Origin of the sequence: Streptomyces sp. NPDC058469, from assembly GCF_042721125.1 — a bacterium.
In the GTDB taxonomy this organism is placed as follows: Bacteria; Actinomycetota; Actinomycetes; order Streptomycetales; family Streptomycetaceae; genus Streptomyces.
Genome location: NZ_JBHXME010000110.1, coordinates 1 through 25,091 on the forward strand (window position 1 = coordinate 1; position 25,091 = coordinate 25,091).

At 70.9% G+C, this 25,091-nt stretch carries 22 protein-coding genes and 1 riboswitch; of the genes, 11 read left to right on the forward strand and 11 right to left on the reverse strand.

Annotated features, from left to right (window positions below):
• Positions 1-93: 93 nt before the first annotated feature.
• On the reverse strand, positions 94-945 hold the full coding sequence (locus ACFWP5_RS35265; protein ID WP_384166127.1) for a sulfurtransferase: 852 nt from the start codon (positions 943-945) through the stop codon (positions 94-96).
• Between ACFWP5_RS35265 and ACFWP5_RS35270 the strand changes: the two genes are divergently transcribed.
• Together ACFWP5_RS35270 and ACFWP5_RS35275 are read left to right on the forward strand one after the other, a co-directional pair.
• Positions 944-1,096 (forward strand): hypothetical protein, encoded by a 153-nt coding sequence (locus ACFWP5_RS35270; protein ID WP_384166130.1) that lies wholly within the window; start codon positions 944-946, stop codon positions 1,094-1,096. The two genes, ACFWP5_RS35265 and ACFWP5_RS35270, sit on opposite strands and share 2 nt — an antisense overlap.
• Positions 1,097-1,266: 170 nt before the next feature.
• On the forward strand, positions 1,267-2,076 hold the full coding sequence (locus ACFWP5_RS35275) for a VOC family protein (protein WP_384166133.1): 810 nt from the start codon (positions 1,267-1,269) through the stop codon (positions 2,074-2,076).
• An 82-nt stretch (positions 2,077-2,158) separates the two neighbouring features.
• Here ACFWP5_RS35275 and ACFWP5_RS35280 read toward each other — a convergent pair whose 3' ends face one another.
• The 4 genes from ACFWP5_RS35280 to ACFWP5_RS35295 form a co-directional block, all read right to left on the reverse strand.
• Complete coding sequence (locus tag ACFWP5_RS35280; protein ID WP_384166136.1) at positions 2,159-2,806, reverse strand: thymidine kinase; 648 nt, start codon at positions 2,804-2,806, stop codon at positions 2,159-2,161.
• A gap of 64 nt (positions 2,807-2,870) precedes the next feature.
• Complete coding sequence (locus ACFWP5_RS35285) at positions 2,871-4,061, reverse strand: alkaline phosphatase family protein (RefSeq protein ID WP_384166138.1); 1,191 nt, start codon at positions 4,059-4,061, stop codon at positions 2,871-2,873.
• A complete protein-coding gene (locus tag ACFWP5_RS35290) occupies positions 4,061-4,657 on the reverse strand; it encodes a DUF5998 family protein (protein WP_384166213.1) in 597 nt (198 codons plus the stop codon). Before ACFWP5_RS35290 ends, ACFWP5_RS35285 begins: the two co-directional genes overlap by 1 nt.
• Before the next feature lie 103 nt (positions 4,658-4,760).
• Complete coding sequence (locus ACFWP5_RS35295; protein ID WP_384166141.1) at positions 4,761-7,583, reverse strand: GNAT family N-acetyltransferase; 2,823 nt, start codon at positions 7,581-7,583, stop codon at positions 4,761-4,763.
• Positions 7,584-7,772: 189 nt separating this feature from the next.
• Between ACFWP5_RS35295 and ACFWP5_RS35300 the strand changes: the two genes are divergently transcribed.
• Positions 7,773-8,054 carry an HPr family phosphocarrier protein gene (locus tag ACFWP5_RS35300; RefSeq protein ID WP_019061039.1) on the forward strand — a complete coding sequence of 94 codons (282 nt, stop codon included), beginning with the start codon at positions 7,773-7,775 and terminating at the stop codon, positions 8,052-8,054.
• Positions 8,055-8,274: 220 nt separating this feature from the next.
• On the opposite strand, the gene ACFWP5_RS35305 is transcribed toward ACFWP5_RS35300, so the two are convergent.
• The 4 genes from ACFWP5_RS35305 to ACFWP5_RS35320 form a co-directional block, all read right to left on the reverse strand.
• Positions 8,275-8,970, reverse strand: a complete 696-nt coding sequence (locus ACFWP5_RS35305; RefSeq protein WP_384166144.1) for a GntR family transcriptional regulator — start codon at positions 8,968-8,970, stop codon at positions 8,275-8,277.
• Between the two features lie 188 nt (positions 8,971-9,158).
• Positions 9,159-9,914, reverse strand: coding sequence for a M23 family metallopeptidase (locus ACFWP5_RS35310; RefSeq protein WP_384166147.1), 756 nt, complete (start codon positions 9,912-9,914; stop codon positions 9,159-9,161).
• Between the two features lie 13 nt (positions 9,915-9,927).
• Positions 9,928-10,091, reverse strand: a riboswitch (cyclic di-AMP (ydaO/yuaA leader).
• A gap of 214 nt (positions 10,092-10,305) precedes the next feature.
• Entirely contained in the window at positions 10,306-11,694 is a 1,389-nt protein-coding gene (locus tag ACFWP5_RS35315; RefSeq protein ID WP_384166150.1) for a M16 family metallopeptidase, read from the reverse strand.
• Complete coding sequence (locus ACFWP5_RS35320) at positions 11,691-13,067, reverse strand: M16 family metallopeptidase (protein WP_384166153.1); 1,377 nt, start codon at positions 13,065-13,067, stop codon at positions 11,691-11,693. Before ACFWP5_RS35320 ends, ACFWP5_RS35315 begins: the two co-directional genes overlap by 4 nt.
• A 327-nt stretch (positions 13,068-13,394) precedes the next feature.
• Here ACFWP5_RS35320 and ACFWP5_RS35325 point away from each other — a divergent pair, with 327 nt between their 5' ends.
• Complete coding sequence (locus tag ACFWP5_RS35325) at positions 13,395-15,851, forward strand: DNA topoisomerase (ATP-hydrolyzing) subunit A (protein ID WP_384166155.1); 2,457 nt, start codon at positions 13,395-13,397, stop codon at positions 15,849-15,851.
• Positions 15,852-15,860: 9 nt separating this feature from the next.
• On the opposite strand, the gene ACFWP5_RS35330 is transcribed toward ACFWP5_RS35325, so the two are convergent.
• Entirely contained in the window at positions 15,861-16,991 is a 1,131-nt protein-coding gene (locus tag ACFWP5_RS35330) for a CobW family GTP-binding protein (protein WP_384166158.1), read from the reverse strand.
• A 437-nt stretch (positions 16,992-17,428) separates the two neighbouring features.
• Here ACFWP5_RS35330 and ACFWP5_RS35335 point away from each other — a divergent pair, with 437 nt between their 5' ends.
• The 3 genes from ACFWP5_RS35335 to ACFWP5_RS35345 all read left to right on the forward strand — a co-directional run bounded on the left by ACFWP5_RS35335 (position 17,429) and on the right by ACFWP5_RS35345 (position 18,788).
• The gene (locus ACFWP5_RS35335; protein WP_384166161.1) at positions 17,429-17,935 is read left to right on the forward strand and encodes a DUF6082 family protein; all 507 of its coding nucleotides are present in this window, start codon (positions 17,429-17,431) and stop codon (positions 17,933-17,935) included.
• Between the two features lie 251 nt (positions 17,936-18,186).
• Positions 18,187-18,423, forward strand: coding sequence for a hypothetical protein (locus tag ACFWP5_RS35340; protein WP_384166164.1), 237 nt, complete (start codon positions 18,187-18,189; stop codon positions 18,421-18,423).
• A gap of 236 nt (positions 18,424-18,659) precedes the next feature.
• Entirely contained in the window at positions 18,660-18,788 is a 129-nt protein-coding gene (locus ACFWP5_RS35345; RefSeq protein ID WP_384166167.1) for a hypothetical protein, read from the forward strand.
• 289 nt (positions 18,789-19,077) lie between these two features.
• Here ACFWP5_RS35345 and ACFWP5_RS35350 read toward each other — a convergent pair whose 3' ends face one another.
• Positions 19,078-20,256, reverse strand: a complete 1,179-nt coding sequence (locus ACFWP5_RS35350) for a citrate synthase/methylcitrate synthase (protein WP_384166170.1) — start codon at positions 20,254-20,256, stop codon at positions 19,078-19,080.
• A 98-nt stretch (positions 20,257-20,354) separates the two neighbouring features.
• Between ACFWP5_RS35350 and ACFWP5_RS35355 the strand changes: the two genes are divergently transcribed.
• The 4 genes from ACFWP5_RS35355 (at position 20,355) to ACFWP5_RS35370 (ending at position 25,087) form a co-directional block, all read left to right on the forward strand.
• Positions 20,355-21,611 (forward strand): citrate synthase family protein, encoded by a 1,257-nt coding sequence (locus tag ACFWP5_RS35355; protein ID WP_384166173.1) that lies wholly within the window; start codon positions 20,355-20,357, stop codon positions 21,609-21,611.
• Positions 21,612-21,665: 54 nt separating this feature from the next.
• A complete protein-coding gene (locus tag ACFWP5_RS35360) occupies positions 21,666-22,604 on the forward strand; it encodes a sucrase ferredoxin (RefSeq protein WP_384166176.1) in 939 nt (312 codons plus the stop codon).
• 138 nt (positions 22,605-22,742) lie between these two features.
• Positions 22,743-24,410 (forward strand): ATP-binding protein, encoded by a 1,668-nt coding sequence (locus tag ACFWP5_RS35365; protein ID WP_384166179.1) that lies wholly within the window; start codon positions 22,743-22,745, stop codon positions 24,408-24,410.
• Positions 24,407-25,087, forward strand: a complete 681-nt coding sequence (locus ACFWP5_RS35370; RefSeq protein ID WP_366436401.1) for a response regulator — start codon at positions 24,407-24,409, stop codon at positions 25,085-25,087. The genes ACFWP5_RS35365 and ACFWP5_RS35370 overlap by 4 nt, the downstream gene beginning before the upstream one ends.
• Positions 25,088-25,091: the final 4 nt, after the last annotated feature.

A 25,091-nucleotide genomic window follows, 5' to 3' on the forward strand; every position in this document is an offset into this window, starting at 1 on the left:
GCGCAGGAAAAAGCTGGAGTAGTACGGCAGTTGTTCGTACGACTAGGAGGGCCCGCGCAGTTTCGGCAGGGGGCCCTCCTCGTCGTACAGGCGCTACTGGGGATCGGGGCCCACGGCGACCGGGCGCTCCGGGTCCGAGGACCACTCCGACCAGGAACCGACGTAGAGCGCGGCCGGAATCCCGGCCACCGCCAGCGCCAGCACCTCGTGGGCGCCCGAGACGCCGGAGCCGCAGTACACGCCGACGCCTGTGTCCTCCGTAGCGCCCAGGGACTTGAAGCGGGCGGCCAGTTGCTCGGCCGGGAGGAAGCGGCCGTCCGTGCCCACGTTCTCGTTGGTCGGCGCGGACAGGGCGCCCGGGATGTGGCCGCCCACCCGGTCGATGGGCTCCACCTCGCCCCGGTATCGCTCCCCCGCGCGGGCGTCGAACAGGGCGCCGCTGCGGGCGAGTGCGGCGGCTCCGTCGGCGTCCAGGAGTTCCACGGCGCCCGGTTCCGGGGTGAAGTCGCCCTCGGCCGGCGTCGGTGCGGCCGTCTCCAGAGACCCCTCCCAGGAGGGAAGGCCGCCGTCGAGCACCCGCACGTCCGGGTGACCCGTCCAGCGCAGCAGCCACCACGCGCGGGCCGCCGCCCAGCCCTGCCCGCCGTCGTACACAACGACCGGGCGGCCGGCCGACACGCCCGCGTGGCGCATCGCGGCGCCGAAGCGCGCGATGTCGGGCAGGGGGTGGCGGCCGCGGGCGCCGGGGGCCGAGGCCAGTTCCCCGTCCAGGTCTACGTAGACCGCACTTGGGATGTGTCCGATCGCGTACTCGGCCCGGCCGTCGAAGGGCGGCTCACCTGCGGCCTTCGCGACGCTGAGCTGCCAGCGGATGTCGAGCAGGACCGGCGGGTTCGTTCCGGCGATATCGCTCGCCAGTTCGGATGCGGAGATGATGGCGTTCATGGCCACCATCCTTGCGCAAGGGGTGGCCGCCGCGTCCAGGTCCGACTACTCTGCTCGGCCGGACAGCCTCGATCACGAGGCGTACGGGAACGAGCACATGCTGTACAGCCGATGGACACCCCTCGGCAATCGCCCGGAAATGGACGAGTAGCCGCAGATCGGACATCCTCTCCACGTGAGCCGTCCGTCGACGGCGCGGCCGGGGCGCGGTGCGCCACGGGGGGTGCGAGCATCGGCACGGGGCGTGCACGCGGCTGCGGCACGCGGATCCGCAGAGCGGAAGCGACACGGCCACCGCGAGGGGCCTAGGAGAAGGTGACGATGACCGAGGCACGGGGGTCGACCGGCCTGAACGGCGACGGCGACACGCACACTCGGCGTACGCAGGGCGCGCCCTGCTGGGTGAGTCTGATGGTGCACGGGATGGCCACGACTCAGGAGTTCTACGGAGAGCTGTTCGGTTGGGAGTTCCAACCCGGTCCCCAGCAGCTCGGCCCCTACGCGCGGGCCCTGCTCGACGGGCAGGAGGTGGCCGGCATCGGGCAGTTGCCGCCGGACCGACATCTGCCGATCGCCTGGACGCCGTATCTCGCCGCGGACGACGTGGACCAGACGGCCGAGACGGTACGGATGTGCGGCGGCACGGTCGGGGTGGGACCCCTGGACGCGGCCGAGGCCGGCCGGCTGGCGATCGGTTCCGACCCGTCGGGGGCGGTGTTCGGCATCTGGCAGGCCTCGGCACATCTCGGCACCACCATCACCGGAGTCCCCGGCACACCCGCCTGGAACGAACTGCTGACCTACGAGACCGCGAGCGTCGCCAAGTTCTACGAGGCGGTGTTCGGCTACGAGGAGGTGCCGGTGGGCTCCGCCGGCTTCGACTACGTCACCCTGCGCCTGGACGGCCACCCGGTCGCCGGCATCCATGGCGTCGGCACCGCGCTGCCCCGCGACCGGGGCCCGCACTGGATGACGTACTTCGAGGTGGCCGACACGGACGAGGCCCTGCGCCGCGTCACGGACCTCGGCGGCCACACTCTCAAACAACCCCACGACAGCCCCCACGGCCGCGTGGCCACGGTCGCCGACCCCGAGGGCGCGATGTTCTCGGTGATCGAGGGACCGCGGTAGCCCTTCGGATCGCTTCCCATGGGGTGCGGGCAGCTCGACAGTGGTGCCGTGCGACGCCGGCGAGTGGCAGGTGCCCTGAGCCCTAGGCCGACGTCATCGGCAGGACGTCCGGGGAGAGGGCCGCCGCCCGAGCCGTGGCGGCCGTCATTCGGCGGCGGTGATGGCGGCGGCACAGGACCTCGTAGCCGACCGCTTCCGCCTGGTTGACGTCGCCCACGACGACCTGGGCGCCCTCGACGACCATCTCGCCGCCTATCGTGCGGGCGTTGTGGGTGGCGCGGGCGCCGCACCAGCACAGGGCCTCCACCTGGAGGACCTCCACGCGGTCGGCGAGTTCCACCAGGCGCTGGGAGCCGGGGAAGAGCTTGGAGCGGAAGTCGGTCGTGATGCCGAAGGCGTAGACGTCGAGACCCAGGTCGTCGACCACGCGCGCGAGTTGGTCGATCTGCACCGGCGCCAGGAACTGTGCCTCGTCGGCGATGACGTAGTCCGCGCGGCCGCCCTGCGAGAGGTGGTCGACGACGTACCCGTACAGGTCCTGCTCGTCCTCGACCTCCACCGCGTCGGTGACCAGGCCGAGGCGGGAGGAGAGCTTTCCCTCGCCCGCGCGGTCGTCCCGGGTGAAGATCATCCCCGCCAGGCCGCGTGCCGAGCGGTTGTGCTCGATCTGGAGCGCCAGGGTCGACTTCCCGCAGTCCATCGTTCCGGAGAAGAACACCAGCTCGGGCATGGGAAGTTGAGCACCTTTCGGCGGAGAGGGGAAGCAGGAGGAGGACGAGGGGACGGAGGGAACCTCAGGAGCGTACTTCGAGCAGGGGGACCAACTGCTCGGCAGGGGTCATCGAACCGTGGTTGCCGACCATCGCCGACTCCTTCGGCTCCCGCTCGGACGCGATGATCAGGACGTCGTCCCGGGCCGCCGCGATCACGTCGCCGAGGCGGTCGTAGACGCGCTCGTCGATGTGCGGGCCGAACCAGCCCGCCGCGATCGCCTCGTCCCGCGAGGCCACCCAGAACTGCTCGCCGAGGACCTCGCGCCAGCAGGTCAGCACGTCGTTCTCGGCGCCCCGCACCGCGTAGACATGGCGGGCGCGGCCTTCGCCGCCGAGCAGGGCGACCCCGGCGCGCAGTTCCCAGTCCGCGTCGAAGTCGATGCGGTGCTCCTCGTCGAACGGCACGTCGATCATGCCGTGGTCGGCGGTGACGTACAGCGCGCTGCGCGGCGGCAGTTGCTCGGCGAGGCGCTGGACGAGCCGGTCGACGCACATGAGTTGACCGCGCCAGGTGTCGGAGGCGACGCCGTGGCGGTGGCCGGCGCCGTCGAGTTCGGCGTAGTACGTGTACACCAAGGAGCGGTCGCCTGCGGCCAGTTGCTCGGCCGCGAGGTCCATGCGCTCCTCGCCGGTCAGCCGCCCGTGGAACGTTCCGCCACTGAGCGCGACCTTCGTCAGCGGGGTGTTCTGGAAGGTCGGGGACGACACCTGCGCGGCGTGCACACCCGCGTCGTGGGCCAGCTGGAAGATCGTGGGGTACGGCTGCCAGGGCTTCGGCTTGGTCCACGGCTGCCAGCGCAGCTGGTTCATCAGCTCGCCGGTGGCCGGGTTGCGCACGGTGTAGCCGGGCAGGCCGTGGGCGCCGGGTGGCAGGCCGGTGCCGACGGAGGCGAGGGAGGTCGCGGTGGTCGCCGGGTAGCCGGCGGTGAGCGGACGTCCTGTGCCGCCGCGCGAGCTGCCGAGGAGCGCGTGCAGGTAAGGGGCCTCGTCGGCGTGGTCCTTGATCTGCTCCCAGCCGAGGCCGTCGATCAGGAAGACGCAGTTGCGGTCGGCCGCCGTCAGCTCCGGGATCGCCGCGGTCGTACCGGGTACGCCCATGCCCGCGGCCAGCGTGGGCAGCAGGTCGGCGAGGGAGCCGGAGCCGTACTCGGGGACGGGTGCGGACTCGACGGCGAGGGGCTCGGGGTGGTCCCAGGTTGCGGGCTGCGCCATTATCGCGGAACGTCCGCGGTCGCCTCGGAGAGGGACTGTGCGAAGGCCAGGCTCTCCCGCACCGTCTCCGGGCCGTCGCCGGCCTCGCTGACGCGCAGGCTCAGGTCGTCCGCCGTCGAGTTGCCCGTGTAGCCGTGGTCGGCCTCGCAGTTGGGGTCGCCGCAGGCGGCCGGCTCCAGGTCGATCCGGGCGACGGCACCCCAGCCGATGGTCAGCACGACCTCACGGGGCAGCGTGCCCGGCGTGTACGACTCCGGGTTGGCGACCACACGGCTGAGCACCACGGACGAGATCCGGCCGAGCTTCACGGACTCCGTGGACGTCGTGGCGTACGGCGTCGGGGAGGTGCTGTCGGCGGCCTGCTCGTCGGTGTGGCTGACGATGAAGCGGTTGCCGGTGAGGACGAGGACGGTCACGTGCCGGCGCACCTCGTTCTGGTCGAACGTGGTCTCCTGGTGGACCAGGAACGACCGGATCGGCTCGCCGCCCACGGCGGCCTCCACCGCCTCGGCCACGAGGGCCGGGTAGTAGCCGCTGCGCTCGATCGCCGCACGCAGCCCCTGGGTCGTCGTACTGGTCTTGGCCATGACGTCCATCCTACGGTGGCGCACTGACTGCGAGGCACCGCCGAGCACGGTCTCGTCACAGCTGTCTCAGTGCACGGGACCGGTGCGCGGGAAGGGTCCGTCAGTACATCCGTCAGTACACGGGAAGCGTCCTCGGGCCGAGGTCGTCGCGGGCGGGCGGCGGGGACAGGCGGACGGAGGCGCCGAGCACGCTCAGGCCGTGCGCGGCCACGACGACCGGCTCCAGGGTCACTGCGACGACCTCGGGATGATCGTCGACCAGCCGCGACACCCGCAGCATCATCTCCTCCAGGGCAGGCGTGTCGACCGGCGTCGAACCGCGCCAGCCGAACAGGAGCGGCGCCGTCCGGATCGACCGGACCAGCGAACCGGCCTCCCGGTCCGTGACCGGAATCAGCCGGTGCGCGGTGTCCCCGAGCAACTGCGAGGCGGCTCCGGCGAGCCCAAACGACAGCACGGCCCCCGCCGCCGGGTCGATGACGGCCCGTACGACGGTGTCGACCCCGCGCGGCGCCATCCGCTGCACGACCGGCCGCAGTTCCTCCGGCTTCCCGAACAACTCGCCCAACTCGGCGTACGCCCGCCGCAGTTGGTCCTCGTCCGCGAGATCCAGTCGTACGCCGCCCAGGTCGGCGCGGTGCCGCAGGTGCGGGGCGGTGGCCTTGAGGGCGACCGGGTAGCCGAGGGTGCGGGCGGCTTCGGCGGCGGCTTCGGGGGTGGGTGCGGGCAGCGCGCGGTGGACGTCCACGCCGTACTTGCCGAGCAGCTCGCACGTGTCGTCGACGCCGAGCGTGAGGCCCTGCCCGCGCGCGAGCAGTCCGCCGACCAGCCCGGCGGCGCCCTTCTCGTCGATGTCCTCGTACTCGGGCACCCGGCCGGGGTCGACGGCCTCACGCCGCCACTGCGCGTACTTCACGGCTTCGGCGAGGGCGCGGACGGCGCGCTCGGCGGCGGGGTAGGCGGGGATGAGGCCGCCGCCTACGGGGGCGGGTATCGCGGTGGGCGGGCGTTCCGTGCGGCTGACCGGTTGGGCAGCGCCCTCGACGCCGGCCGCCTTGGCACCGGCCTGCGGCGCGGTGCTCATCGCGGCGGACAACGCTTCAGCCAGTCCCCCGAGCTCCACGTGCACCACCAGCACCGGCTTCCCGGGAACCGCCGCCGCGGCGGAGCGCAATGCCTCCGCCAACGCCGCGTCCTCGGCCGGCCCCTCCCCCACGGCGGGTATCGCGGTCACGACCACCGCGTCGCACGAGTCGTCGGCCAACGCCCCCGACAGCGCCCGGTGGAAGTCCTCCGCCGTCGCCGCGGTCGTCAGGTCCACCGGCGGCGACGGCCGCAACCCCTCGGAGAGGCAGGCGTCGTAGGTCAGCAGCCCCAGCGATTCGGAGTTCCCGACGATCGCCACCCGCGCCCCGCCGGGCAACGGCTGCCGTGCGAGGAGCAGGCCGGTGTCGACCAGTTCGGTGATCGTCTCGACGCGGATCACCCCGGCCTGCCGCAGCAGCGCGGACACGGTCGCGTGCGGCAGCCGCGTCGCCCGTACGGCGTGGCCCTGGGGGGCGGATCCCGCGCCCTGGACGACGACCAGCGGTTTCGCGGCCGCGGTGCGCCGGGCGAGGCGGGTGAACTTGCGGGGGTTGCCGATGGACTCCAGGTACATGAGGGCGACGTCGGTGTCCGGGTCGTCGTACCAGTACTGAAGGACGTCGTTGCCGGACACGTCCGCGCGGTTGCCGGACGACACGAACGTGGACACGCCGGTGACCCCGGTGACCCCGCCCCCGCGCCGGTGCAGGCGGGACAGCAGGGCGATGCCGATGGCGCCGGACTGCGCGAACAGTCCGATGCGTCCGGGGCGCGGCATCTCGGGGGCGAGGGACGCGTTCAGCCGTACGTCGGCGGCGGTGTTGATGACCCCGAAGGCGTTCGGCCCGATGATGCGCATGCCGTACGTGCGCGCGTGGCGCACGAGTTCGCGCTGGCGCTCCCGTCCCTCGGGGCCGCTCTCGGCGTACCCGGCGGTGACCACGACCAGGCCCTGCACGCCGTGCTCGCCGCATTCGGTGACGACTTCGGGGACGTGCTCGACCGGGACGGCGACGACCGCGAGGTCCACGGGGCCCTCGATGTCGCGCACCGAGCGGTACGCCGGCACCCCGTCGAGGTCCTTCCGCTCCTCGGGGAATGCCTTGTTCACGGCGTACAGGCCGCCGGTGAACCCGGCGTCCCTGATGTTGTCGAAAACGCTGCGGCCCACCCCTCCGGGCGTACGGCCCACACCGACGACGGCGACCGAGCCGGGCACCAACAGCCGTCGTACGGACCGCGCTTCGGCGCGCTGCTCCCGCGCGCGCTGCACGGCGAGGGAGCGGTCAGTGGGTTCGAGGTCGAACTCCAGGCGTACGACGCCGTCCTCGAAGCTGCGCTTCTGGGTGTAGCCGGCGTCCGTGAACACCTTGATCATCTTGTTGTTGGCGGGCAGCACCTCGGCGGCGAAGCGGCGGATGCCGCGCTCGCGGGCGACGGCCGCGATGTGTTCGAGAAGGGCGGAGGCGACGCCCCTCCCCTGGTGGGCGTCCTGCACCAGGAAGGCGACCTCGGCCTCGTCGGCCGGTGCGGAGGCGGAACGCCCGTCGGCACTAATGCGGTCATAGCGTACGGTGGCGATGAACTCGCCGCCGACGGTGGCCGCGAGTCCCACCCGGTCCACAAAGTCGTGGTGCGTGAAGCGGTGGACATCCTTGGCGGACAGGCGAGGATACGGCGCGAAGAAGCGGTAGTACTTCGACTCGTCGGAGACCTGCTCGTAGAAGCTGACCAGGCGCTCGGCGTCGTCGACGGTGATGGGCCTGACGCGCGCGGTACCCCCGTCGCGCAGCACCACGTCGGCTTCCCAGTGGGCGGGGTACTCGTGCCGGTCCGACGAGGTCTGCATGGGGCCCAGAGTACGGCTCGCGTCCGACAACGGCGCGAGGCAGTCTGTGGGGAACAACAGAGCATGGGGAGTCGGGCCGAGGCCGCGGTCCGACGACTCGCTCCGGACGGTTCACAGGACCGGTCCGGGCTCGCTTCACGTGTGGGAAACTGGTCTAGACAACCCTGAGACTCTGAAGGGCAGCATCACATGGCTGAGCGCCGCGTCAACGTCGGCTGGGCGGAGGGCCTTCACGCCCGTCCCGCCTCCATCTTCGTCCGGGCCACCACGGCCTCGGGTATCCCCGTGACGATCGCCAAGGCCGACGGCAACCCCGTCAACGCGGCCTCCATGCTCGCGGTTCTGGGCCTGGGCGCCCAGGGCGGCGAGGAGATCGTCCTCGCCTCCGAGGCCGAGGGCGCGGACGCGGCCCTCGACCGGCTGGCGAAGCTGGTCGCGGAGGGCCTTGAGGAGCTCCCCGAGACCGTCTGAGTACGCGCCCTTTGCGCCTGAGCCGGCGCCGCTCTCGCGGAGGTGGTTGCGCTCCGTCGGGGTTCCTCAATTGATGGTTGCGGTGCTTTCGCCGCAAAACCGATGTACCGCAACCTTGAAGGGCTCGTCCGAATTACCGGGCGAGCCTTTCGCATTTCCCACTTACGGGCAGCGGAAATAATCCCCCGCGAATTACACCTCTTTGTATACGGCGCCCGTGTTAATGCCGCAGGCCCGACATGTTTACGGGAGGTTGCGAAGTCCTCACACGGTCCGTTCCGTTCGCGCCGCCGGGAAAGCGCAGCCGGTGCGCGGTGCCCGCGCGCTCGGTGTGCAGGGCGGTGATCGCCCGCGCGCGCTCACCGTCGCCGCGGGCCACGGCGTCCACGATGGCCCCGTGCTCGGCCCAGGACTCGACGGGGTTGGCCGGTGCGTCCACCGCGTACATCCAGGCGATCTTGTGCCGCAGCTGGGTCAGCATCGAGGTCAGCGCGGGGCTCCCGGAGGCCTGTGCCAGCGTCTCGTGGAACCAGCTGCCCAGGGAGCGCAGATCCTCGCTGTTGCCCCGCCTGGCGCGCTCCTGGCCCAGCCTGACGAGGCCGCGCAGCACCTTGAGGTGGGCCTCGGTGCGCCGCTGGGCGGCCCGCGAGGCACCGAGCGGCTCCAGCAGCATCCGCATCTCCAGCAGGTCGGCGGCCTCCTGCTCGGTCGGTTCCGCGACGCACGCGCCCGCGTGCCGCCGGGTCACGACGAACCCCTCGGCCTCCAGCGTGCGCAGGGCCTCCCGGACGGGGACGCGCGAGACCCCGTACCGGCGCGCGAGGAGTTCCTCCGTGAGCCGGCTGCCGCGCTCGTAGACACCGGCGACGATGTCGTCCCGGATCGCCGTGCATACCGAGTGCGCCGGAATACGCATGTCCGACCTCCGCCTTAATCCCCGTGAAACGTCGACGATTGACGTGTGTTCCGTGACTCTATTGCAATGAGCGGGAATTTCCGATGGCGGGCCGGAATCCATGGATATTTTTTGGACAGGAGGGCTCCGGAAACACCGAAAGCCCCGGCCGGGCGGGCCAGGGCTTCGGGAAGTGCGGCGCTGAGTCGTCAGACGTTCACGCCGTGCTGGCGGAGGTAGGCGACGGGGTCGACGTCGGAGCCGTACTCGGCGGTCGTGCGGGCCTCGAAGTGGAGGTGCGGTCCGGTGACGTTGCCGGTCGCCCCGGAGAGGCCGATCTGCTCGCCCGGGGTGACCGTCTGGCCGACGGAGACACCGATGGACGACAGGTGGCCGTACATGGTGTACATGCCGTCGGCCATCTTGATCACGACCTGATTGCCGTACGAGCCGCCCCAGCCGGCCTCGACGACGGTGCCGGAGCCCACCGCGTGCACGGAGGTGCCGGTCGAGGCGTGGAAGTCGATGCCCGTGTGGGCACCGGAGGACCACAGGGAACCGCCGGTCTTGTAGCCGGTGGAGACGTACGAGCCGGTGACCGGCGCGACGAAGGTGTTGAGCTTCTTGCGCTCGGCGGCGCGGGCGGCGCGTACCTCGGCCTCGCGCTCCGCCTTGGCCAGTGCGGCGGCCTTGGCGCGGGCCTCCTCCTTGGCGGCCTGCTCGGCCGCGGCCTGCTGCTGGGCGGCGGCCTGGGCGTCGATCTTCTCGGCGACGGCGTCGCCCATGGCGATGACGGGGGTGAGACCGGTCTGTTCTACGGCGGGCTCCGCGGCGAACGCGGGGGCGCTCGCGAGGGTGCCGACGACGCCGGTGGTGGTGAGGGCCGCGACACTCGCGACACGAACGGTGGTGCGGTGGGTCCGGCTCGGGCGACGGTGCTTCCCGGTGGCGCGGGTGAACGCCATGAAGTGGCTGGTCCTTTCCTTCCTTCTCGCCTACCGGGTTAGCTGACGGGTTCGGAGCAGGAAGGTCTCCTACGGACCCCCTCGCTACGCGCGCGGGCGTCCGATTCACCCCAGGGACTCTTGTGGGTCCCCGGCTCCCCTGGCTCGCGCCGTACGGGGACTCGGCGATGGCTGTCCGGTGCCACGAGTGCGGCGCGGTGCCTGACGGACAGCCGGACCGACGCTAAGGGGGGCAACTTTCAATCCCCAAACGGATCACGGTTTTTGTTGCGCATGCCACAGGGCAGACAGGCAACCTCTCCCCCAATTCGGACAATAGGGGGCCCTGGTGACGCTTCAGTCACCAGGGCCCCCACGCGCGCGTGCCGCTGCTCGGCTCTCTACACGTCGTCTACTCGGCCGGGACGACGGTCACTTCGCCGATGCCGAGAGCCTCCACGGGCTCCTTGATCTGCTCCGCGTCGCCGACGAGGATCGTCACCAGACGGTCCACCGGGAAGGCGTTGACGACCGCCGCGGTGGCCTCCACGGTGCCGGTCGCGGCGAGCTGCTGATACAGCGTCGCCTGGTAGTCGTCGGGCAGGTGCTGCTCGACCTGGTCGGCCAGCGTGCTCGCGACGGCCGCGGCGGTCTCGTACTTGAGCGGCGCCACCCCGACGAGGTTCTGTACGGCGATGTCCCGCTCGGCGTCGGTGAGTCCGCCCTCGGCGAGCTTGCGGAGCACCGTCCACAGGTCGTCCAGGGCGGGACCGGTGTTCGGGGTGTCCACGGAGCCGCTGATGGCGAGCATCGAGGCGCCCGTGCCGTCGGGTGCCGAACGCAGCACCTGGCCGAACGCCCGCACACCGTAGGTGTAGCCCTTCTCCTCGCGCAGGACGCGGTCCAGGCGGGAGGTGAGGGTGCCGCCGAGGCAGTATGTGCCGAGCACCTGGGCCGGCCACACGCGGTCGTGCCGGTCGGCTCCGACGCGGCCGATGAGCAGCTGCGTCTGGACGGCGCCGGGACGGTGCACGATCACGACGCGCCCGGTGTCGTCGGCGGTCACCGGCGGCACGGGACGCGGCTGGGCGGAGGAGCCCGTCCACGAGCCCAGGGTCTCGGCGAGCAGCGTGTCCAGGTCGATGCCGGTGAGGTCGCCGACGACCACGACGGTGGCCGTCGCGGGGCGCACGTGCCGGTCGTAGAAGGCGCGTACGGCCCCGGAGTCGATCTTCTGGACGGTCTCCTCGGTGCCCTGGCGCGGGCGCGACATGCGCGAGGTCGCCGGGAACAGCTCCTTGGAGAGCTCCTTGGCCGCGCGGCGGGACGGGTTGGCCGTCTCGTGCGGGATCTCGTCGAGGCGGTTGCGGACCAGCCGCTCGACCTCGCTGTCCGCGAAGGCGGGCGCCCGCAGCGCGTCCGACAGCAGACCGAGGCCCTTGGCCAGGCGCGAGGCCGGGACCTCCAGGCTCAGGCGCAGTCCGGGGTGGTCGGCGTGCGCGTCGAGGGTGGCGCCGGAGCGCTCCAGCTCGGCGGCGAACTCCTCGGCGGAGTGCTTGTCGGTTCCCTCGGAGAAGGCCCGCGCGGTGATCGTGGCGACACCGTCCAGGCCGGCCGGTTCGGCGTCCAGGGGCGCGTCCAGGAGCACCTCGACGGCGACGACCTGCTGGCCGGGGCGGTGGCAGCGCAGCACGGTCAGGCCGTTGCCGAGGGTCCCGCGCTCCGGGGCCGGGAAGGCCCACGGCCTGGCCTCGCCGGCCTGGGGCTGCGGGTGGAATTCCATCGTGGCGAGCTCGGTCACTTGGCCGCCTCCTCGTTCTCGTCGGTGGCCGCGGCCTCTGCTTCGTCGTCTTCGTCTTCGTCGTCCTCGTCCGCGATGGGCTCGTAGACGAGCACCGCGCGGTTGTCGGGGCGCAGGCGGGCCTTGGCGACCTCCTGCACCTCCTCCGCCGTCACGTCCAGGACGCGCTGTACGGCGGTCAGGGCGAGCTGCGGGTCGCCGAACAGGACGGCGTACCTGCACAGTTCGTCGGCGCGGCCCGCGACCGTGCCGAGACGGTCCAGCCACTCGCGCTCCAACTGGGCCTGGGCGCGCTCCATTTCCTCGGCCGTGGGGCCCTCCTCGGCGAACCGGGCGAGCTCCTCGTCGATGGCGGCCTCGATGACCGGCACCTCGACGTCACCGGACGTCTTGACGTCCAGCCACCCCAGGGAGGGTGCTCCGGCGAGCCTCAGCAGTCCGAAGCCGGCCGCCACGGCCGTACGGTCGCGCCGTACAAGGCGGTTGTAGAGGAGCGAGGACTCGCCGCCGCCGAGGATGGTGAGGGCGAGGTCGGCCGCGTCGGACGCGCGCGTGCCGTCGTTCGGCAGGCGGTACGCGCACATCAGGGCGCGGGCCGGGACCTCGTCCTCGACGACCTCGCGCAGTTGCCCGCCGATCACCTCGGGCAGCGTGCCGTCGCGGGGCTCGGGCTTGCCGTCGTGCGACGCGATGGACCCGAAGTACTTCTCGATCCAGGCGAGCGTCTGCTCGGGGTCGATGTCGCCGACCACGGACAGGACCGCGTTGTTGGGCGCGTAGTAGGTGCGGAAGAACGCGCGCGCGTCCTCCAGGGTGGCCGCGTCCAGGTCCGCCATCGAGCCGATGGGCGTGTGGTGGTACGGGTGGCCCTCCGGGTAGGCGAGGGCGGTCAGCTTCTCGAACGCCGTCCCGTAGGGCACGTTGTCGTAGCGCTGGCGGCGCTCGTTCTTGACGACGTCCCGCTGGTTCTCCATGGACTCCTCGTCCAGGGCGGCCAGCAGTGAGCCCATCCGGTCGGCCTCCAGCCAGAGCGCGAGCTCCAACTGGTGGGTGGGCATGGTCTCGAAGTAGTTCGTCCGCTCGAAACTGGTGGTGCCGTTGAGCGAACCGCCCGCGCCCTGCACCAGTTCGAAGTGTCCGTTGCCCTTCACCTGTCCGGAGCCCTGGAACATCAGGTGCTCGAAGAGGTGAGCCAGGCCGGTACGCCCCTTGACCTCGTGGCGGGAACCGACGTCGTACCAGAGGCACACCGCCGCGACCGGGGTCAGTTGGTCCTCGGAGAGGACCACTCGCAGACCGTTGGCCAAGCGGTGTTCGGTCGCTGTCAGACCGCCGGACCCTGCCTCGGCGGTGGCCGTGTGACCCATGGGCATGTACGTCCCTTCGATCGCGGATTCTCTGGCTGGAACCGCAGAAATCCTGCTCGTCCCGCCACTGTATGCAAGCGTGCGGACCGTCGGCGAAGTTCCCGGCGGACGTACGCCCAGAGCGAGATCGCGTAGCCTGCGGGCAGTCGCACACGTGGACTCACGCGGCAGCCGCCGGCGACGGACCCGAGCGGGCAACGCCGGGTCCTGGTCCGCGTTGTCAGTGCCGCGGTCCACAATGGTTCACGTCAAGACCCCGTTCACGCTTCAGCAAGAGTGAGCCGAAGGGGAGCGACCCCCAGGCGAGCGACCAGAAAAGAGGAGCCGGCAGCGATGGCCCGCCGCAGCACGAAGACCCCGCCGCCCGACGACTCGTTCGAGGAGCGGATCCTCGACATCGACGTCGTCGACGAGATGCAGGGCTCCTACCTTGAGTACGCGTACTCGGTCATCTACTCCCGAGCCCTGCCGGACGCCCGGGACGGCCTGAAGCCGGTCCACCGACGGATCGTCTACCAGATGGACGAGATGGGCCTGCGCCCCGACCGCGGCTATGTGAAGTGCGCGCGTGTCGTGGGCGAGGTCATGGGCAAGCTGCACCCGCACGGGGACGCGTCGATCTACGACGCCCTGGTGCGCATGGCCCAGCCCTTCTCCATGCGCGTGCCGCTGGCCGACGGCCACGGCAACTTCGGCTCGCTGGGCAACGACGACCCGCCGGCCGCCATGCGGTACACCGAGTGCCGGCCGTCCGAAGCGGCCAACCTGATGACCGAGTCGATCGACGAGGACACGGTCGACTTCACCCCGAACTACGACGGCCAGGAGCAGGAGCCGGTGGCCCTGCCCGCCGCCTTCCCGAACCTCCTGGTGAACGGCTCGTCGGGCATCGCCGTCGGCATGGCCACCAACATGCCGCCGCACAACCTCGGCGAAGTCATCGCGGCCGCCCGCCACTTGATCCGCTATCCGAACGCGGATCTGGACACCCTGATGCGGCACGTCCCCGGCCCCGACCTGCCCACGGGCGGCCGGATCGTCGGCCTCACCGGCATCCGGGACGCCTACGAGACGGGCCGCGGCACCTTCAAGATCCGCGCCACGGTCGCCGTGGACAACGTGACAGCGCGCCGCAAGGGCCTGATCGTCACCGAACTGCCCTTCTCCGTAGGCCCGGAGAAGGTGATCGCCAAGATCAAGGACCTGGTCGGCGCGAAGAAGCTCCAGGGCATCGCCGACGTCAAGGACCTCACCGACCGCGCGCACGGCCTGCGCCTGGTCATCGAGATCAAGAACGGCTTCGTACCGGAAGCGGTCCTGGAGCAGCTCTACAAGTTGACGCCGATGGAGGAGACCTTCGGCATCAACAACGTGGCACTGGTCGACGGCCAGCCCCTCACGCTGGGCCTCAAGGAACTCCTGGAGGTCTATCTCGACCACCGCTTCAACGTCGTACGGCGACGCAGCGAGTTCCGCCGCACCAAGCGGCGCGACCGCCTCCACCTGGTGGAGGGCCTGCTCACGGCGCTCATCGACATCGATGAGGTCATCCGGATCATCCGCTCCAGCGACAACTCCGCGCAGGCGAAGCAGAGTCTGATGGAGCGCTTCTCGCTGAGCGACATCCAGACGCAGTACATCCTGGACACGCCGCTGCGCCGCCTGACCCGGTTCGACCGGATCGAGCTGGAGTCGGAGATGGAGCGCCTCCGGGCGGAGATCGCGGAGCTGACCCGCATCCTGGAGTCGGACACCGAGCTGCGCAAGCTGGTCTCCACCGAACTGGCCGCGGTGGCAAAGAAGTTCGGCACCGACCGGCGTACGGTCCTGCTGGAGTCGGCGGGTGCCCCCACCGCCACCGTGCCGCTTCAGGTCGCCGACGACCCGTGCCGTGTACTGCTCTCCTCGACGGGTCTGCTGGCCCGTACGGCGAACGGCGAGCCCTTCCCGGAGGACGCCGAGGCCCGGCGCACCAAGCACGACGTGATCGTCTCGGCGGTCCCGGCGACCGCCCGCGGCGAGCTGGGCGCGGTCACCTCGACCGGCCGCCTGCTGCGTATCAACGTCGTAGACCTCCCCCAGCTCCCGGAGACGGCCGCCGCGCCGAACCTCTCCGGCGGCGCGCCGGTCTCGGAGTTCGTCTCCCTGGACGAGGGCGAGACGGTCATCTGCCTGACGACCCTCGACGAGTCCTCCCCGGGCCTGGCCATCGGCACGGAGCAGGGCGTCGTCAAGCGCGTGGTCCCCGACTACCCCACGAACAAGGAGGAGTTGGAGGTCATCACGCTCAAGGACGGCGACCGGATCGTCGGCGCCGTCGAGCTGCGCACCGGTGACGAGGACCTGGTCTTCATCGCGGACGACGCGCAACTGCTGCGCTACCAGGCCTCCCAGGTGCGCCCCCAGGGCCGCGCGGCCGGCGGTATGGCGGGCATCAAACTCACCGAGGGCGCGAAGGTCATCTCCTTCACGGCAATCGACCCGGCTGTGGACGCCGTCGTCTTCACGGTCGCGGGCTCGCGCGGCACGCTGGACGACTCCGTCCAGACGACGGCCAAGCTGACCCCGTTCGACCAGTACCCCCGCAAGGGCCGCGCCACCGGAGGCGTCCGCTGCCAGCGCTTCCTGAAGGGCGAGGACTGCCTCTCCCTGGCCTGGGCGGGCCCGGTACCGGCCAAGGCGGCACAACGGGACGGCACACCGGCGGAACTCCCGGAGATGGACCCGCGACGGGACGGCTCGGGCGTGTCGCTGGCGAAGACGGTGTCGGTGGTGGCGGGGCCGGTGTAGCGCCGGCCGTCAGTCGTCCAGTTCCGGATCCGGGTCCAACTCCGGCTCGGATTCGGGTTGTTGATCCGGCTCTTGTACGTAACGGAGGACGCCCCACATGCCGCGCTCGTCGGCGAGTGGGGCGTCGCCGTCTCGGCACGCCTCCAACTCCTTGCCGAGGGCGGGCAAGTCGAGGCCGGTGCCGATGAGCACGAGCTGGGTCAGCCGGGTGTCACCGTCGGCCCAGACCTCGGGATAGAACCGCAGGAACCGTCCTACGGCGTGCACGGCGTACCGGTTGCGGGGATCGTGCGCGCCGAAGTCGACGTACCCCTTGATGCGGTACAGCCCCTCGGGCCGACTGTCCAGGAACCCCATCAGCCTGCGCGGCTCCATGGGCACGTCGGAGGTGAAGGAGAGGCTGTCGTAGGCGCTGTGCAGGTGATCGGCGTGCGCGTCACCGCCATGGCCATCACCGGTGTGCTCGTGCAGGTCGTCGAAGGTCAACTGCCCGACGCGCTCCTCGTTCGGCCGACAGTCGAAGAGGAACTCGGGGTCGATACGGCCGTAGGTGGCGGGCACGACGGCGACACGGTCGGTGAGCGAGCGGACGAGTCCGAGGACGCGCGGGGCGTCGACCGCCCGGTCCAGCTTGTTGACGACGACGAGGTCGGCGAGGGAGAGATGCCGGTCGATCTCGGGGTGCTTCGCGCGGGTGTCGTCGAACTCGGCGGCGTCGACGACCTCGACGAGCCCGCCGTAGACGATCCCCGGGTGCTCGCTGGCGAGCAGCATGCGCACCAGTTCCTCCGGCTCGGCGAGCCCGCTGGCCTCGATGACGATGACGTCGATGCCGGCGGAGGGCTGCGCCAACTTCTCCAGATAGACGTCGAGTTCACTGGCGTCGACGGCACAGCACAGGCACCCGTTGCCGAGCGAGACGGTCGAGTCGCCCAGGGCTCCGGCCACGGCCAGCGCGTCGATCTCGATCGCCCCGAAGTCGTTGACGATCGCTCCGATACGGCTTCCTCCGCTGCGGTGCAGGAGGTGGTTGAGGAGGGTTGTCTTGCCCGAGCCCAGGAATCCGGCAAGGACGAGGACGGGGATCTGCCGGGGGTTCGGAACCGGGGTCGGGCCCGGGACCGGAACGCCGGTAGGCATCGAGGGAGGCGCCGAGGTTGGATGCGAGCTCGGAACCGACGCCGGATCCGTACTCGGCCTCGGGCCCGGGCTCTGACTCGGGCTTGCGCTCGGGCTCGGGCTCTGCTGGTTCAACGTGCGACCTCTTTCACGCCGACGCGTGCACCGGCTCGCGGTCCGGCGCACGTACGGAGGTTGAATGCCGCCCCAGGATACGAGCCGGAAGAATCGCCGCGAAGTGAACGATTGTTAGCAGCACTTGCGGGGCAGACGTTGGGGAAGGCGCCGGTTCGTGCGACCCTCGCTTCCCTCCGTGCGCCTCCTCTCCGCCTCCCTGCCGATCAGAGCCGCTCGGCACTCTGGGAGACGGCAAGCGCCGCCCATCGCTCGCCGGTCCCCATCAGTCGACCCGCACCCCGACGACCGGCGGACGGCCGCCTGATTCGGGGGTTGTTGACATGGCCACACAGAACGTGGGGATACGGAGGCTCAGCTCAGCCGTAAAAGCGAGGATCGCAGCCACGGTCGCGTCCCTCGCCAGGCCGACCTCGCGCCATCGACGCAAAGCCGCCCTCGCCGAACAGCATCGACTCCACTTCGCCCTGCTGTGCAAAGCCATGGACGACCCCGCCCTGGCAGGCGTCCTCAATACGTACGAGACCGAGGTGCCGCCCGAGAAGCAGCGTCAGTACCTCTTCGCGAACGCTCTCTACGCGAACGCCCTGTACTACCACCGGATCGGCGCCCTGACCCTGCCGGAACTTCACGGCCATTTCCGGGTCATGTGCCAGAACCAGGTATTCCGCGAGTACTGGGCGGCGACGAAGCACCACAGGAAGAGCCTGCCCGCCTCCTCGGAAGAGGCCGGGCTCGGCCGCATCATGGACGACCTGATCCAGGAGCTCGACGACTCGGACACAGACGAGTGGTGGGTCGTGGGAGAGACGCCGGGCGATTCACCCTGAGCCGTCATCAACAGAGGGCAGTCTTCACCTCATTGCTTGCACCCAAGTGACGCACCGCGAGCCACGGTGTCGCTATCTTATCCCTGGCCCTCTCCGGGCACTCCGACGAACACCCCTCGCGCTCGGAGACGTACAGCTCCGGCGCCACACCTGCCAGGGCGCCGTCACGCTCGGAGGTATTCGTCCCTCCGAGCCACAAGGAGCCACACTCGGAGAAATTGGATCGCTCCGAGTAAGGTTGGTAACTCTTAGTGAGAATCGTGCGACGTGTCGGGGCTTCGCCCCGCGAGCGAGGCAGCGCCACAGGCCAGACTTGCCCCGACATCTTCGAACTCAGCGACGGCGACTTCGCCGTCATTGGGCGCGAAGCGACTGCGGAACTCGACTCCGAGCTCCCTTCTGACGCCGCACGTGCCGATTACGAACGCATCGTCGTGATCAGTCGCGAGACCCTCGTACGTGCGAAACGGGACATCCCTGACGCCTGACGCCTCCGACCACCAAGGCACGTCTCTCCATCCGTACACACGACCCAGCACACAAATCGAACCCGACACCCTCCGGTGCCGGGCCTCCGACCACAACCGCGAGTGCGGCCATGTCGTCTACGCCCCTTCGGGGTTCACAACCGCGTCCCCTCACGTGAGGACACGGAGGTGACCTCAGCGGCGCGGGAACGCCATCCCGCACACCCAGGGCCTTTCGGGGCCGGGGAGGACCGGTCTTGAAGCCAACGCTGAAGGACCGGTGGCGGATCCGCGTACGGCAGCACGTCTCCTCAGAGCGCGTGTGCGCGACCTGCGAGGTCTTCCTCGTGATCGCGTGGCTGATCCAGCACAACCCGTGGATCTGAAGCACGTGGGTCCCAGCTGAGCGATCAGCCGGGACCCACGTCCACCAACAGTGCCTCGTCCTCAAGGTCCGTCGGGGTCTAGCCGACGGGAGGGCGGGGCCCTTCGCGTGTACCGGCGCAACCCTACGCCCGAGTCGGCAGGAGACCAGCCCATCATGGAAGGCCAGTTGGCCGACCTGACCAGCGGGCTTGCCCCTCCGCGCCGGAGCCTGGGCCCCTCACAGAAACTCCCATGCAGCCCTGCTGCGCACATGGGTCCGGTCGTCCAGGCAGGACGAACGGCCTTGTCTCAGGTCGTCGCCGGCACCGCCACCGGCGCCCCCACCCCCACATACCGGGCCACCGGCCGAATGATCTTCGAGTCCTCCGCCTGCTCCACCACGTTCGCGCTCCAGCCCACCACCCGCGCAGCCGCGAAGGTGGGAGTGAACATCTCCCGGGGCAGCCCGCAGAGTTCCATGACCAACCCCGCGTAGAACTCGACATTCGTGTGGAGTTCGCGGCCCGGCTTCAGTTCCGCGAGGATCGCCTCGACCTGGCGCTCGACCTCGATGGCGAACTCGACCCGTGGGCCGCCGAACTGCTGGGCGACCTCGCGCAGCATCCGGGAGCGGGGGTCCTCCGTGCGGTAGATCGCGTGGCCGAAGCCCATGATGCGGTCGCCGGCGAGGACGCGTTCACGGATCCAGGGGTCGATCCGGTCCGGGGTTCCGATCGCGTCCAGGGTGTCCAGGGCACGACTGGGCGCACCCCCGTGCAGCGGACCCGAGAGCGCCCCGACGGCCCCGACCAGGCAGGCCGCCACGTCCGCCCCCGTCGACGCGATGACCCGCGCGGTGAAGGTTGACGCGTTGAATCCGTGGTCAATGGTTGAGATCAAGTATTGCTCGATCGCCCTGGCCTGCTGCTTGTCCGGCTCCGAACCCGTCAGCATGTAGAGGTAGTTGGCCGCGTAGGTGAGGTCCTCGCGCGGCTCCACGGGGTCGAGCCCCCGCCCCAGCCGGTACAGCGCGGTCAGCAGCGTCGGTACGACCGCAGAGGCCACGAGGGTGTCCCGGCGGCGCGCGTCCGCGTCGATGTCGTACACCGGCCGGAAGCCCTTCGCTGCGCCGAGCAGCGACAGCGCCGTGCGCATCCCGGACAACGGTCCCGACAGCGATCCCGACGCCCCGCTCGCCGCCGCCACGGCGGGCAGTGCGGCTCGTACCTCGTCGGGCAACCGGCGCAGCGCGGCGGTCTCGGCGGCGAAGGCGGCGCTCTGGTCGGCGTCCGGCAGTTCGCCGTGGGCAAGGAGATGCCAGACGTCCTCGAAGCCGCGGGTCTGCGCGAGTTCGACGGCGGAGTACTGGCGGTAGTGGTAAAAGCCCTCGATCCCTCGGACGTCACCGATTCGGGTGTCGGTGACGACGACGCCCGCGAGTCCCCGCGGAACTTCGATACGAGTGGCTGCGCCCCTGTTGATGGCCAATGTTTCCTCCCTGGACTTGATTCAACTGTCCATGGTTGACTCAATCTCTGTCAATATTGATTGAATCAATGCATGCACGAGTGGATACGGTGACCTCCATGCGCGATCAAGAACCCGCTCCCGGTCACCCCGAGCGACGGCTGAGCACCAAGGAGACCGCCGAGTTGCTCGGCGTGAAGCCCGAGACCGTGTACGCGTACGTGAGTCGCGGACAGCTGGGCAGCAGACGGGAGCCCGGCGGCCGGGGCAGCACCTTCGACGCCAAGGAGGTGGAGGTGCTCGCCCGGCGCAACAGGCGGGAGAGCAGCGGGAGTTCGGGTCCCGGGGGCGAGCTGTCCGTACGGACCCGCATCACGCTCATCGACAAGGACCGGTACTACTTCCGGGGCGTCGACGCGACCGAGCTGGCCGCCCGCCACTCCTACGAGGAGATCGCCGAGTGGCTGTGGACCGGGGAGCTGCGTCCCGGGATCACGTTCACCGCGCCCAAGGCGGCCGTCGCCGTCGCCCGTCGCACCGTCGACGCGCTGCCCGAACACACCGGTCCCACCGACCGGTTGCGGGTCGCGGCCATCGCGGCGGCGACCGCGGACCCGCTGCGCTTCGACCTGTCCGAGGACGCCGTGCTCGGCACCGCGCGCATCCTCATCCCCACCCTCGTCGCGGCCCTGCCACCGGTGCGGCGTGCCCATCGCGACGAGGGTCCGCTGGCCCACCGCCTGTGGGCACGGCTGAGCGGACGCCCGGCTGACGAGGCGTCACTGCACGTCCTGGACACGGCACTTGGGCTCCTCGTGGACCACGACCTGGCCGCCTCGACGCTCGCGGTGCGCGTCGCCGCCTCGGCCCGCGCACACCCCTACGCGGCCGTCTCCTCGGGCCTGGGGGTCCTCGAAGGCCCCCTGCACGGCGCGGCCAGCGGCCTTGCGCACCGGCTGCTGCTCGACGTGCTCGACCAGGGCACCGCAGCCCCGGTGGTCGCGGACGAACTGCGGGCCGGCCGCCGTATCCCCGGGCTCGGGCACCGGCTCTACCCGGGCGAGGACCCACGCGCGCGTGCCCTGTTCGCCCTCCTGGACAAGATCCCGGGCGCCGCACCCGCCCTCGCCGCGGCCCGTGACATCGTCGCCACCACCGCCCGCCACACCCCGCTGCACGCCAACGTCGACCTGGCGCTCGCCGTGCTCACCGTCTCCTCCGGGATGCCCTCCACGGCGGGCGAGACGGTCTTCGCCGTAGCCCGCACGGCGGGCTGGATCGCGCACGCCCTGGAGGAGTACGGGGAACGCCCGCTGCGCATGCGGCCCAGCGGTCACTACGTGGGCCCCAAGCCGCCTCAACCCCTACCGGAGTAGGACACGAGCACGGCCGGAAGTCACCCTGGGCCAAGTCAGGTTAGGCTCACCTCTGTGAGTACGTGCGCGACCGTCTCTCGGGACCTCGACGAGCCCATTTCCGGAACCGCGGCCACGGCGACGACGTGGCTGCTGCTGGAACAGCCCGGTCCTTGGGGTGCCAAAGCGCTCACTTCGAGCCACCTGGACCCCGCGCTCGGCCGTGCCCTGGAAGCGGCCGCCGCGAACACCGGCGTACGGATCGCGCTCATCCGCCGCCCCGGGCGGCACGCCGACCCCGCGGCGTCGCCGGTGCGCCATGTGTACGCGGCCCACACCGTTCCCGGAAACGTGTGGCTGCACAGCGCCATGACCGAGGACCCGCGGCAACTGCTCGCCCTCGACTTCGCCGCCCTCGGCGCGGGTGATCCCCGCTCGTTCGGCTCGGCGCTCGGCGGGCGGGCCCACACCGGTGATCCGCTCGCGCTCGTCTGCACCAACGGCAAGCGTGACCGCTGCTGCGCGCTCCTGGGCCGTCCCCTCGCGGCCGAACTGGCCGCCTCCGGGGTCGAGGGCGCCTGGGAGGTCACCCATCTGGGCGGTCACCGCTTCTCGCCGACGGTGCTCGTCCTGCCGTACGGCTACGCGTACGGGCGGGTCCAGGCGCACGGCATCAAGGAGATCCTCCAGGGCGTCCAGGAGGGCCGCGTGGTCGTCGAGGGCTGCCGGGGTGCTTCGGCCTGGGAACGGCCCGGACAGGCGGCGGAGCTGGCCGTGCGGACGGCGACGGGCGAGTACGCGATGGACGCCCTGAGCATCGTACGGACGGACGGCGCCGCACCGCGCTGGGAGGTGACCGTCGCGCACACCGACGGACGCCACTGGCGCGTGATCGTCGCCCAGGGTGCGTCGCTTCCGCCCCGCCCGGAGAGCTGCGGGGCGTCGGTCCTCGGCGCACCGGCGCGGATGGACGTGATGGCGGTGCGCGAGCTGACGACGGCACTGGCGGGCTGACCCGCCCGACACCGGGCCACCCGACCGCCTTCGTCAGGAAATCGCCCTCTACTGGAGGCCGGTTTCCCCAAGAATTGGTCAAGAGATCCACGCCACACCCCTGGGGCGGACCCCGCCCCTCCACGTACCGTCAGGGGTATGAGCCCCGCACCCCCCGCACGCCGCCGTCGCCTCGGGCTGCCGCGGCGGGTGTTCTCGCAGGTACTGCTGATGCAGCTGGCGATCGCCGCGGGAGTCGCGGTCCTGGCGACCGGGCTGTTCCTCGCGCCGCTGAGCAAACAGCTGGACCAGGAGGCGATGAACCGCGCCCTGGCCATCGCCCAGACCACCGCGCAGCAGCCGCAGATCATCAAGGACGTCCAGAGCACTCCCCCGAGCGTGGACGGGCCGGTGCAGAAGGAGGCCGAGCGGATCCGGAAGGCCACCAAGGCCGAGTACGTCGTGGTGATGGACTGGCGGGGCATGCGGTGGTCGCACACCACTCCGAGCGAGATCGGCCGCTTCGTCTCGACCTCTCCCGGCCAGCCCCTGGCCGGTCAGGAGGTCAAGGAGATCGACAAGGGCACCCTGGGCCGCTCGGCGCGCGGCAAGGTGCCCATGCGCGACGCCGACGGCACGATCATCGGGGCCGTCTCGGTGGGCATCAAGTACGACAGTGTCCGCGCGCAGCTGATCAGCGCGATCCCGGGGCTGCTGGCGTACGCCGGGGGCGCTCTCGCCGTCGGCGCGCTGGCGGCCTGGCTGATCTCCCGGAGGGTCCAGCGGCAGACCCGGGACCTGGCCTTCTCGGACATCTCGGCGCTGCTCTCGGAGCGCGAGGCGATGCTGCACGGCATCCGGGAGGGCGTCGTCGCCCTGGACCGCACCGGCCGCATACGGCTCCTGAACGACGAGGCGCGGCGCCTGCTGGGCATCGGCGACGAGGCGGTCGGCCGCTCCCTGGACGAGGCGCTCGGTGAGGGCCGTACGACCGATGTCCTGGCCGGCCGGGTGACCGGCACCGACCTGCTCGCCGTCCGCGGCCAGCGGGTCCTGGTCACCAACCGCATGCCCACCGACGACGGCGGCGCCGTCGCCACCCTGCGGGACCGCACCGAGCTGGAGCAGCTCGGCCGGGAACTCGACTCGACGCACGGCCTGATCGACGCCCTGCGCGCCCAGGACCACGAGCACGCCAACCGCATGCACACCCTGCTGGGGCTGCTCGAACTGGAGATGTACGACGACGCCGTGGACTTCGTCGGCGAGGTGGTCGGCGATCACCGGGCCACCGCCGAACAGGTCACGGAGAAGATCCAGGACCCGCTGCTCGCCGCCCTGTTGGTGGGCAAGGCGACCGTCGCGGCCGAGCGGGCCGTCGCCCTGTGGATCTCCGACCGGACCTGGCTGCCCGACCGGTTGATCGACCCGCGCGGGCTGGTCACGGTCGTCGGCAACCTGGTGGACAACGCGCTCGACGCCGTCGCGGGCACACCGCACGCACGCGTGGAGGTCGAATTGCGGACGGAGGGGCGTACGGCCGTGCTCCGGGTGCGCGACACGGGGCCCGGAATCCCGGAGGAACAACGGGAGTTGGTCTTCACCGAGGGATGGTCCACGAAGAAGCCCCCGGCCCACGGCAAGCGCGGAATCGGCCTCTCCTTGGTACGTCGGCTCGCTGAACGGCAGGGCGGCAGCGCGGTGGTGACGGAGGCGTTCGGCGGGGGCGCGGAGTTCGTGGTCGTCCTGCCCGAGGCGCTGACCGAGCCGGACCTGGAACCCGCTCTCACGGCCCCCGGGGAGACCACCAAGGAGGAGTCGCGATGATCGAGGTTCTGGTCGTGGACGACGACACCCGGGTCGCGCAGGTCAACGCGGCCTACGTGGAGAAGGTGCCGGGCTTCCACGTGGCCGGCGAGGCTCACAACGCGGCTGAGGCGCTGCGCCAGTTGGAGACGCTGCCCCGCCTCGACCTGGTCCTCCTGGACCACTACCTGCCCGACGAGACGGGCCTGGCGGTCGTCCAGGAGATGCGCCGGCGCGGCCACCAGACGGACGTGATCATGGTGACGGCGGCCCGGGACGTGACGACCGTGCAGGCGGCGATGCGGCAGGGCGCGCTGCAGTACCTGGTCAAACCGTTCGCCTTCGCGGGCCTGCGGGCCAAGCTGGAGGCGTACGCGGAACTGCGCCGCACGCTCGACGGCGGCGGCGAGGCGGAACAGGCCGAGGTGGACCGCATCTTCGGCGCCCTGTCGGCGCCCTCGGAGCCCGGGCTGCCCAAAGGGCACTCCCCCACCACGGCGGAACTCGTGCGCCAGTCCCTGATGAACGCCGAAGGCCCCCTGTCCGCACAGGAGATCGCCGACCGCACCGGGGTGAGCCGGCAGACCGCCCAGCGCTATCTGAAGCTCCTGGAGCGCACCGGACGGGCCAGGCTGACGCTCAAATACGGCGACGCGGGCCGCCCGGAACACCGTTACGTGTGGGCGACCCGCGCCTGAGGGC